The 9,548-nt window shown below is 70.0% G+C and carries 9 protein-coding genes; 5 read left to right on the top strand and 4 right to left on the bottom strand.

Annotated elements, in window-relative coordinates:
- On the top strand, positions 1-834 hold an 834-nt coding region (locus IRZ18_06750; GenBank protein MBX5476805.1), incomplete at its 5' end, for a threonine--tRNA ligase.
- A 1-nt stretch (position 835) separates the two neighbouring features.
- Here the strand turns inward: IRZ18_06750 and IRZ18_06745 are convergent.
- The 4 genes from IRZ18_06745 to IRZ18_06730 form a co-directional block, all read right to left on the bottom strand.
- On the bottom strand, positions 836-1,984 hold the full coding sequence (locus tag IRZ18_06745; protein MBX5476804.1) for a GerAB/ArcD/ProY family transporter: 1,149 nt from the start codon (positions 1,982-1,984) through the stop codon (positions 836-838).
- Positions 1,981-3,129: a Ger(x)C family spore germination protein gene (locus IRZ18_06740; GenBank protein MBX5476803.1), complete on the bottom strand. Its 1,149-nt coding sequence runs from the start codon at positions 3,127-3,129 to the stop codon at positions 1,981-1,983. Before IRZ18_06740 ends, IRZ18_06745 begins: the two co-directional genes overlap by 4 nt.
- Positions 3,129-4,709 (bottom strand): spore germination protein, encoded by a 1,581-nt coding sequence (locus IRZ18_06735; protein ID MBX5476802.1) that lies wholly within the window; start codon positions 4,707-4,709, stop codon positions 3,129-3,131. The genes IRZ18_06740 and IRZ18_06735 overlap by 1 nt, the downstream gene beginning before the upstream one ends.
- Before the next feature lie 128 nt (positions 4,710-4,837).
- Complete coding sequence (locus IRZ18_06730) at positions 4,838-6,223, bottom strand: bifunctional folylpolyglutamate synthase/dihydrofolate synthase (protein ID MBX5476801.1); 1,386 nt, start codon at positions 6,221-6,223, stop codon at positions 4,838-4,840.
- A gap of 26 nt (positions 6,224-6,249) precedes the next feature.
- Here IRZ18_06730 and IRZ18_06725 point away from each other — a divergent pair, with 26 nt between their 5' ends.
- The 4 genes from IRZ18_06725 to IRZ18_06710 all read left to right on the top strand — a co-directional run.
- Positions 6,250-6,882 (top strand): glycerol-3-phosphate responsive antiterminator, encoded by a 633-nt coding sequence (locus tag IRZ18_06725; GenBank protein MBX5476800.1) that lies wholly within the window; start codon positions 6,250-6,252, stop codon positions 6,880-6,882.
- A gap of 173 nt (positions 6,883-7,055) precedes the next feature.
- Entirely contained in the window at positions 7,056-7,772 is a 717-nt protein-coding gene (locus IRZ18_06720; GenBank protein MBX5476799.1) for an aquaporin family protein, read from the top strand.
- Positions 7,773-7,849: 77 nt separating this feature from the next.
- Positions 7,850-9,355 carry a glycerol kinase GlpK gene (glpK, locus tag IRZ18_06715; protein MBX5476798.1) on the top strand — a complete coding sequence of 502 codons (1,506 nt, stop codon included), beginning with the start codon at positions 7,850-7,852 and terminating at the stop codon, positions 9,353-9,355.
- A 21-nt stretch (positions 9,356-9,376) separates the two neighbouring features.
- The coding region (locus tag IRZ18_06710) for an FAD-dependent oxidoreductase (protein MBX5476797.1) at positions 9,377-9,548 on the top strand (172 nt) is incomplete at its 3' end.

The following is a 9,548-nucleotide window of genomic DNA, read 5'->3' as shown; positions in this document are numbered from 1 at the left end:
CCGCTGGCCCGCTGCGAGCGGTCCGGGGCGCTGCACGGCCTCCTGCGCGTGCGCGGCTTCCACCAGGACGACGCGCACCTTTTCGTGCGAGAGGACCAGATCGCCGACGAGATCCGGGACGTCATCGAGATCGTCGACGAGATCTACGGCACCTTCGGGATGCGGTACCGGATCGTGCTCTCCACGCGGCCGGAGGACTACATGGGCGAGCTGTCGCTCTGGGAGAAGGCGGAGGCGCAGCTGGCGGACGCGCTGCGGAGCCTGGGCCGCGACTTCCGCCTGAACCCGGGCGACGGCGCCTTCTACGGCCCGAAGCTGGACTTCTACGTGACCGACGCGCTCGGCCGCGAGTGGCAGACCGCCACCGTCCAGCTCGACTTCCAGCTGCCGATCAAGTTCGACCTGCACTACGTCGACCGCGACGGCCAGGAGCGGCGGCCGGTGATGATCCACCGCGCCGTGCTGGGTTCCCTCGAGCGCTTCACCGGGATTCTCGTCGAGCACTTCGCCGGCGACTTCCCGCTGTGGCTGGCGCCGGTCCAGGCGAGGGTGCTGACCATCACCGACGAGGTCGCCGCCTATGGCGCCGAGGTGCAGGCGCGGTTGAAGGCGGCCGGCCTGCGCGTGGAGCTGGACGACCGCAGCGAGAAGATCGGCTACAAGGTCCGACAGGCGGAGGTCGAGAAGGTGCCGTACATGCTCGTCGTCGGCAAGCGGGAGGCGGAGCGCGGCGAGGTGGCCGTCCGCTCGCGGCGCGGCGGCGAGGAGGGCGCCATGCCCGTCGAGGCGCTCGCCGAGGTCCTGCTGGAACGCGTGCGCAGCCGCACGTTGTGATTCAATCGCGCCTCGACGCGAACTCCACCGGCGGCACGGCGCCCGGCGGAACGTCCTTCAGCCGGGCGCCGCGCATTTTCGCGGCCAGGAGAAGGATCAGCGGCTTGCCGATCAGCATGAAGAGCGTCAACGGCGAGATGATGGCGTTGGAGATGTACTCGGTCGTGTTCTGGTTGGGAATGAGGAGACTCAACACGTACGGGCCGACGGCCAGCGCGGGGACGAAGCGGCGGAAGTCTTCGGCCTTCCTCCCGAAGAGCTGCGCCGTGGCCATGGCGGTCGTCAGCGTGGTGTTCATCAGGAAGAGGGCGACCCAGCCGACCCACGCGAGGATGACGAGGAAACCGACGCGCTCGACGTAAAATCCCCGCAGTTCGATCGACTTGGCCAGGAACGTCCCGGGCCAGGTGATCCACTGGAGCGCGTCGACGCCGAAGTTCCCGATCGTGGTGATGAGCACGACGACCAGCACGGCCATGTTCAGCGACAGGCCGCGGAACACGTAACGGTCGACCGGCCAGTCCTGGGAATACGCGGCGTACACGAAGAGGTTCTGCAGGCCGGCGAGGATGAACATGCCCCGATACGCCCCGGAGAGGACGGGGCCGATGCCCGTCCAATGGGGGATCAGAAACGTCGGTTTCACGCCCCAGATCGCGAAGGAGAAAATCGCCGCGCCCAGCACGACCATCAAGGGCGTCATGAGCTGCAGCATGCGCGACACGGCGCGAATCCCGGTGCTGGCCGCGTACCACACGAACAGGGCCATGGCGCCGGTGATGGCCCACTGCGGCGTGAGCTGGAGCGTCGTCTCATGGAACAGGCTGCCGAAGCTGGCGTACGCGTAGGTCAGGATGAGCAGCATGATGAGGCCCATGAGCATCTCCATCGCCTGGCCGGCGCGCCCCATCGTGCGCATGGCCGCCTCCACCGGCGTGAGCCCGCGGAACCGTTCCTGCTGCCGCAGGATGAGCCACGAGGACAGTGCGGCGACGGCCACCTCCGCGGCCAACGCGTAGGGCCACCCGAATCCGGCGGCGGACACCATGTCCCTCGGGAACGTGAACAGGCCGAGGGCCGTGAAACTCGTCGACGTCCACCAGACGATGTCCCGCCCGGCGATCGGCGTGCGCGCCTCCGGCCGCGTCACGTGCGCCACCCCCGGTACCGGAGGTTCGTGTGCACGCGGATCTCGAAGCGCAGGTCGCGGAACGTCGCGTCCCACGGGGACAGCCTTCGGAAGGCCGCCGGGTCATGGTAGTACAGCCACGCTCCGAACCCGACGGCGTCGACTCCCGCACGTTGCAGCGTTTCGAGGCTCGACGCCATGTAGCCCCTCACGGTTTCGGACGTGAGGTCGGCCAGGCGGCGCACGTCCCCGACGGTCAAACGCGCCTTGCCGCCCGGCGCGCTCTGGATCTCGCCCTCGACGATCACGTTCACGGCGAAGACGGGAAGACCGTTCTCCCAGCGGGAAACCCGAAAGGCCGTCTTCACCGACACGTTGCCGAGCCCCGCCGTGCCTTCGGGGGTGGGGATGCCCAGCGCCGTCTGTCGGAGTTCGTTCTTCAAGGCGAGATAGCCGACCGCTTCCGTCCCGAGGAGCTTCGTCGCCAGGCGGTTCCGCCGGAAGACGGCGAGGCCGACGGGCCTCAGGACGGAGCCGCCCGGTTGCTTCTCAAGCCGGAATACGGGCATCACGGGCGCCCACCCCGGCGTGTGCTCCGCCACGAAGAACGACCAGGTCGCGACGGGAAACACCGTGTTGCGGCCGATCGATTGCAGCTGGTTCAGCACGAAGATCGAGCTGATGTTGCTGTCGATGGGCGGCGCCTGCAGCGCGGGCTGGAGAGGCCCGTCGATCATCACGATGTCGACGCTGCTGAGCAGAAACGGATGGCGGACGAGCTGGTCGACGATCGACCCCACGCCCTGTCTCGCAAGGGCGCTGCCGATGAAGAAGATTCTCACCTGTCCCCAGAACAGGTTCTTGCCGACGGCCAGGTCCATGTCCTGAAGCGCCAGGGGAAGGTTCGTCCCCCGTCCCTGGGCCAGCACGAATTGGGCCCCGCCTGACGATCCTCCCTGGCCGCCGGGACCCGTCGACGTCTGGGCCAGGAAGGAGGCGGTGGCGATCTGCGCCAGCGCCACGAGGGTCTTGCCGTCCGGCGCGACGTCGAAGCCGAGGCCGATCGCGATGTCCTGCGACTTGGGGTCCCGCGAGTCCCAGCACCCCGTGAGAAGACACGCGACCAGCGCGAGGGCGACGGCGGCGCGTGCGGTGCGGACCGGCATCAGCGCGCCTCCTCCAGGTCGGGGTACTGCACAGGCTGCCGGTATGGACGGCGCTTGCGCACGTCCATCGGCTGGTAGTGGTACGGCCGGCGCCTCAGGGCGGCGGATGGCGCCCGGACCAGCGTGTCGAGCAGCAGCCCGCGCGAGAGGGGCGCCGCGGGCGCGAGGTACGGCACGTCGAAGGACGTCAGTGACGCGAGGTGAATGATCACCGTCATCGCGGCGAGGAGCGTGCCGTACACCCCCAGCACCGTGCCGACGGCGAGGCTGATGATCGCGAGGATGCGCGCCGCCACCGTCATCTGGTAGTGCGGCGTGGTGAACAGCGACAGCGCCACGAGCGCGACGACCACGATCAGCGGCGAGCTCACCACCCCTGCCTGGACGACCGCCTGTCCGAGCACGATACCGCCGACGACGCCGATCGTCGGACCCATCGTCTTGGGGATGCGGATCGAGACTTCCCGCATGATCTCGAACATCAGGATCAGGAAGAAGTATTCCAAGGGGGCGGGGAAGGGCACGCCCTGCCGGCTGCCCGCCACCGAGAGCGCAAGGTCGAACGGGACGAGGTCGAGGTGGATCATGACGAAGGCGGTGTACAGGCCGGGCAGGAGCGCGCTCAAGAAGAACGCCACGAAGCGGACGAGGCGTCCCAGCGTGGCGCCCCACGCGTTCTGGTTGTAGTCGTCGGCGGCGTGGAAGAAGTCCCAGAAGGTCGCCGGCACCAGCAGGGCGAACGGGTCGTTCTCCACGAGGAGCGCGACGCGTCCGTCCATCACTTCCATGGCCACCATGTCCGGCCGTTCCGTCAGCTCCGCGAGCGGGAACGGGGTCCAGCGGGCATCCTTGACGTACATGGCCAGCGCGTTCGCCGAGCTGATCGTGGCGGCGTCGATGGCGTGCAAGCGGGAGAGCACGGCGGCCACCAGCGCCGGGTTGGCGACGTCCGCCAGGTACACCACGGTGACCCGGGTGCGGCTCTTCCGCCCGATCGTCATCTCGACGAGCTGCAGGTTCCGGCTCTTGATGCGCCGCCGGATCATGCTCGTGTTGGCGCGAAGGTCCTCGATGAACCCTTCCTTCGAGCCGAGGATGTCCTGCTCCGTCGTCGGCGCCTCGGGACTGCGCGTCTTGAACCCCTTGGCATCGATCAGCCAGGCGCGCGCGTGGCCATCCAGCAGCAGCACGACCTTGCCGCCGAGGACCGCGTCGACGGCCTTCGACAGCTTCGACGTCGACGCGACCTGCCCGGCGGCCAGCGGCGCCGGGATGGTGTGGGGACCGCTCCGCGACCGGCGGCGGCTCGGCTCCTCGACCCCCGCCTGCACGAAGCCCCCCTCCACGCCGGTCTTCTGCAGGCTGTCGAGAATGTCTTCATGCACGACCCGCGCGTCGACCATCCCGTCGAGGTAGATGACGGCGGCCCTCCGGTTGCCGGGCCCGCCCAGCCGGAACGGGCGTACGACGAGGTCTCCGGCCACGCCGAAGGCGGCTTTCATTCGCTTCAACGAGCGGCCGAGGCGGGGATCGAGCCGGTCGGTCGCCGGTTGTGCGACTTCCGCCAGCAGGGTGCCCACGAGTTTGGTCGTGAAGGCAGCGTCTTTCCGTAGCCGGCGCCATTGCTGACCGGATGGCCGCATGATGCAGGATCCGTCCCCCGCTAACGATTCCCCGGGCCGGGAACGGATATGAACCGAGCGGGCGTTCAGGTGGAAGGTCGGAGCGCGCCGACGAGATACAGCGATCCCGCCACGAGCACGAGGTCGGGCGGTTCAAGCCCCTCCATCGCGGCCGCGAGCGCCGCCCGGGGATCGTCGAACGTCGTGAACGGCGGGTGCGCGACCGCCCGCAACGCGGCCGCGAGCCGTTCGACGGCCGGCGCGCGCGGGCCCGGCGGCGGCACGAGGAAGGCGCGATCGGCGTGGCGCACCAGCAGGGGGAGCGCCGCGTCGATGTCCTTGTCGGCGAGCATGCCCACCACCGCGTGCAGGCGGCGCCAGCGGAAGGTCTCCGGCAGGGTGGCCGCGAGCGCCGCCGCCGCGTGCGCGTTGTGGGCGCCGTCGAACGCGATGCGCGGACCGCCGGGCAGCGCGAAGAGCTCAAGGCGGCCGGGCCAGCGCACCTCGCGCAGGGCTTGACGCGCGGCGGCCTCCGAAACCTTGAGCTCGGCCTCCCTGGCGGCGACCTCCAGCGCGAGCAGCGCGAGGGCCGCATTGACGGCCTGGTGGCGGCCCGGGAGCGCCAGCGGCGCATCGCGCAGCGACCAGGACACGCCGCGGTAATCCAGGCGCCAGCGCGCCACGCCATCCGCACCCCAGGCAGCGCGTGCCGAATAGGTGGCGCACTCTTGGAGGAGGTACAGCGGCGACGCGCACTCCGCGCACCGCGCCCGGAGCACTTGGAGCGCGGCGCCGTCGAACGCGGAGACGACCGGGCGGCCCGGTTTCACGATCCCCGACTTTTCCCGGGCGATCGCCTCGACGGTGGAGCCAAGGCGGTCCGTGTGGTCGAGGCCCACGTTGGTGAGCACGGAGACGGCGGGTTCCTCGACGAGGTTCGTCGAGTCGAGCCGGCCGCCCAGCCCGACCTCCTGGACGAGCACGTCCGCCCGGGCTTCCTTCGCCCAGAGGTAGGCGATCGCCGTGAGCATCTCGAATTCCGTGGGGGGGTCCAACCCCGCGGACTGCGCCTGCTCGACCAGCGGCCAGCATTCGTCCAGCAGGGCCGCGAACTCGCGGGGGTCGAGCTCGCGGCCGTCGAGGCGGAACCGCTCCGTGACGCGGTGGAGATGCGGCGAGGTGTAGAGCGCGGTGCGGTACCCGGCGGCCGTCAGCGCCGCCGCGATCGCCGCGGAGACCGAACCCTTGCCGTTCGTCCCGCCGACGTGGATCACCCGGTACGCTCGCTCCGGGTGGCCGAGCGCGTCCAGCAGGAACGCCATCCGCTCAAGGCCCAGGCGAATCCCGAACCGGGACAGCCGGCCAAGCCTGGCGGACGCCTCCGCAAGGGCTTCGTCCAACGGCGACGCGGACGCCTCGGTCACGGACCCCGGCACCCTCTCCGGTCCTGCATGAAACCAACGTAAAATCATACCTCAGTGGCGAGGGGGAGTTCGTTGTGCATCCGCGTGTCGCCGCCGCCCTGCGCTGGCCGGTGATCGCCGCGTTGCGCGAGGACCGCGACCTGCGCGAGCTGGAGCGCCATCCGTCCATCGCGACGGCCTTCGTCCTGTGGGGCGACGTGCTCCGGCTGCCGCGCATCGTGGGCCAGTGCAAGGCGCTCGGCAAGCAGGTGTTTCTTCACCTCGACCTGGCGAAGGGGCTCGCCGCGGAAGCGGAAGCCGTCGAGTACCTGGCGCGCGCCGTCCGTCCCGACGGGATCATCACGACGAAGGCCCGCCTCGTGCCCGTCGTCCGCGACTTCGGCCTTCTGGCCATCCAGCGCGTCTTCGCGCTGGACTCGAAGGGGCTCCTCACCGCGGTGCAGATGGCGCAAACGGTCCAGCCGGACGCCGTCGAGGTCCTGCCCGGCGTGGTGCCCCGCGTGATCGAGCGGCTGCGCGACACGCTCGCCTGCCCGATCGTGGCCGGCGGGCTCATCGAGACGTTCGCGGACGTCGACGCGGCGCTGTCGGCCGGCGCCCTGGCGGTGTCGGTGAGCCGGCACGACGTGTGGCGCTACCGCCCCGCCGGCGGGGAGGCCGGGGCCGCCGGCCTGGCGGCAGGAGTCGCGCGCCCGTCGGCGAATTGAGACTCCGACAAAGGAATCGCTCGCTCGGGCTGAGACGTGGAGAGCCCGGAACGAGGGGGAGACCGCTCCCCTTGTTCCGGGCTTTTCACTGTGGGAGGGGGTGAGGGCGACCGCGACTCGGCATGCAGACACCGCGTCGATCGAAGACCATCGGGTGAAGGGGAGGGGTTGACGTGTCAGCTTACGTGGCCGAACTCATCGGCACGATGTTGCTGATCATCCTCGGCGACGGCGTCGTCGCGAACGTTCTCTTGAACAAGTCGAAGGGTCAGAATTCCGGCTGGATCGTCATCACCACCGGGTGGGGCCTCGCCGTGGCGGTGGCCGTGTACGCCGTCGGCTGGATCAGCGGCGCGCACCTGAACCCGGCGGTGACGGTCGGCTTGGCGGCCATCGGGAAGTTCCCGTGGAGCCAGGTGCCGGGCTATATCCTCGCGCAGCTGGTGGGCGCCTTCCTGGGCGCGGTCGTCGTCTGGCTCGCCTACCTGCCCCACTGGGAGGCCACGGAGGACAAGGGCGCCAAGCTGGGCGTCTTCTGCACGGCTCCGGCCATCCGCATGCCCGGGGCGAACTTCCTCACCGAAGTCATCGGCACTGCGTTCCTCGTGTCCGGCGTGCTCTACATCCTCGACACGCACAACAACCTGGGCTCGGGCATCGGGCCGCTGCTGGTCGGCTTCCTCGTCTGGGCCATCGGCCTCTCGCTGGGCGGACCCACCGGCTATGCCATCAACCCGGCCCGCGACCTCGGCCCGCGCATCGCGCACGCGGTCCTGCCGATCGCCGGCAAGGGCGGCTCGGACTGGGAATACGCGTGGATTCCGGTCGTCGGTCCGATCGTCGGCGGCGTACTCGGCGCGTTCTTCTACACCGCGTTCTGGGGGGCTTAAGGCCGCCCCGCCGCGCAGCTTGAAGAGCCAGGGGGCCGGGCCCCGCGCCCGGCCACGCTTCGAAGGAGGGGTGCGCTGTGGCAGGCAAGTACGTGCTGGCGCTCGACCAGGGCACGACCAGCTCGCGCGCCATCGTGTTCGACCGTTCGGGCAGCGTCGTGTCCGTCGGCCAGAAGGAGTTCCGTCAGATCTATCCCAAGCCCGGTTGGGTCGAGCATGACCCGGCGGAGATCTGGGAGAGCCAGCTGGCCGTCGCCAAGGAGGCGATCGCCAAGGCCGGCATCACGGCCGCCGACATCGCGGCGATCGGCATCACGAACCAGCGGGAGACGACCATCGTCTGGGACCGGAACACCGGCAAGCCGGTGCACAACGCCATCGTCTGGCAGGACCGGCGCACGGCGGGCACCTGCGACGACCTCAAGGCGCGCGGGTGGGCCGATCGCGTGCGCGCGAAGACGGGGCTCGTCATCGACGCGTACTTCTCGGGGACGAAGATCAAGTGGATCCTCGACAACGTGGAGGGCGCGCGCGCCAAGGCCGAGCGCGGGGAACTCGCCTTCGGCACGGTGGACACGTGGCTGATCTGGAACCTGACGGGCGGCCGCGTGCACGCCACGGACTACAGCAACGCCTCGCGCACGATGATCTACAACATCCACGAGTTGAAGTGGGATGAGGAACTCCTCGCGGCGCTCGACATCCCGGCAGGCGTGCTGCCGGACGTGCGGCCGTCGAGCGGCGTGTTCGGGGAGACCGATCCCTCCCTCTTCGGCGGCGCGATCCCGATCGCGGGCGACGCCGGCGACCAGCAGGCGGCCCTCTTCGGGCAGGCCTGTTTCAACCCCGGCGACTCCAAGAACACGTACGGCACCGGCTGCTTCATGCTCATGAACACCGGCCGCACGCCGGTGACGAGCCGGAGCGGCCTCCTCACCACGATCGCCTGGGGGATCGACGGGCGCGTGGAATACGCGCTGGAGGGTAGCATCTTCATCACGGGCGCGGCCGTCCAGTGGCTGCGCGACGAGCTCCGCATCATCGACAACGCCGCCGACACGGAACAGCTGGCGCGGAGCGTGGAGGACACCGGCGGGGTGTACCTGGTGCCGGCGTTCACCGGGCTCGGCGCGCCGTACTGGGATCCGTACGCGCGCGGCATCATCGTGGGCATCACGCGCGGCACGAACCGGGCGCACATCGCGCGCGCCACGCTGGAGTCCATCGCGTACCAGACGCGCGACGTGCTCGATGCGATGAACGCGGATGCGGACGTACAGACGCACAAGCTGCGCGTCGACGGCGGCGCCGTGCGCAACGACTTCCTCATGCAGTTCCAGGCGGACATCCTCGGCGTGCCCGTGCACCGCCCGAAGGTGAACGAGACGACGGCGCTGGGCGCCGCGTACCTGGCGGGCCTCGCCACGGGGGTGTGGCAGAGCCAGGACCAGGTCGCGGAAAACTGGCAGATGGACCGGGAGTTCACGCCGTCCATGGAAGGCGGCAGGCGGGCGCAGCTGTACAGCGGTTGGAAGCGCGCCGTCGAGCGGGCGCAGCGCTGGGCTGAGCCGGAGGAAGCCTAGGCCGGGGGAGGCGAAGCGGCCATCGACGCCGCGGAGTATCAGGCCATCGTGATCGGCGCCGGGTCCACCGGCGCCGCCATCGCGCACGACCTGGCGTCGCGGGGCATCCGGACGGCGGTCGTGGAACGGGGCGAGCCGGCGTCCGGCACGACGGGCCGCAACCACGCGCTCCTGCACAGCGGCGGGCGCTACG

Source organism: Clostridia bacterium, assembly GCA_019683875.1.
In the GTDB taxonomy this organism is placed as follows: Bacteria; Bacillota; Sulfobacillia; order RBS10-35; family Bu92; genus Bu92.
The sequence above is the reverse complement of the archived record's forward strand: the minus strand, read 5'-3'. Positions and strand labels throughout refer to the sequence as shown.

Bases quoted from the DNA above. Each gene is read 5' to 3' on its own strand.
- IRZ18_06740 (MBX5476803.1), bottom strand. From the start codon at position 3,129: ATGCCGGTCCGCACCGCACGCGCCGCCGTCGCCCTCGCGCTGGTCGCG.
- IRZ18_06730 (MBX5476801.1), bottom strand. From the start codon at position 6,223: ATGATTTTACGTTGGTTTCATGCAGGACCGGAGAGGGTGCCGGGGTCC.